Annotated in this window: 1 protein-coding gene; it reads left to right on the top strand. The window is 42.1% G+C overall.

Going from position 1 to position 233, the window contains the following annotated elements:
* Nucleotides 1-233 (top strand): transposase (locus HQ50_RS08080; RefSeq protein WP_161780807.1); only part of this gene is annotated, 233 nt, incomplete at both ends.

Here is a 233-nt window from a genome sequence, read left to right as displayed (position 1 = left end):
CAATGGAGTGAAAATGCTTATTACCAATACTTTTGTGGCATGCAAGAGTTCATCCCTGGTGCGCCCTGTGCCTCTTCTGAATTGGTACACTTTCGCAATCGCATTGGAACAAAGGGGGTAGAATTCATTTTCCAAGAAAGCATTCGTGTCAATAACGAAGATGATGATGAGCATCATCATGACACTGCTTTTATTGATTCGACCGTTCAAGAGAAGAATATCACCTACCCTAC

It is taken from the genome of Porphyromonas sp. COT-052 OH4946, assembly GCF_000765965.1.
GTDB lineage: Bacteria > Bacteroidota > Bacteroidia > Bacteroidales > Porphyromonadaceae > Porphyromonas > Porphyromonas gulae.
Note: the sequence above shows the minus strand (reverse complement) of the source record. Positions and strands in the feature narration are given on the sequence as shown.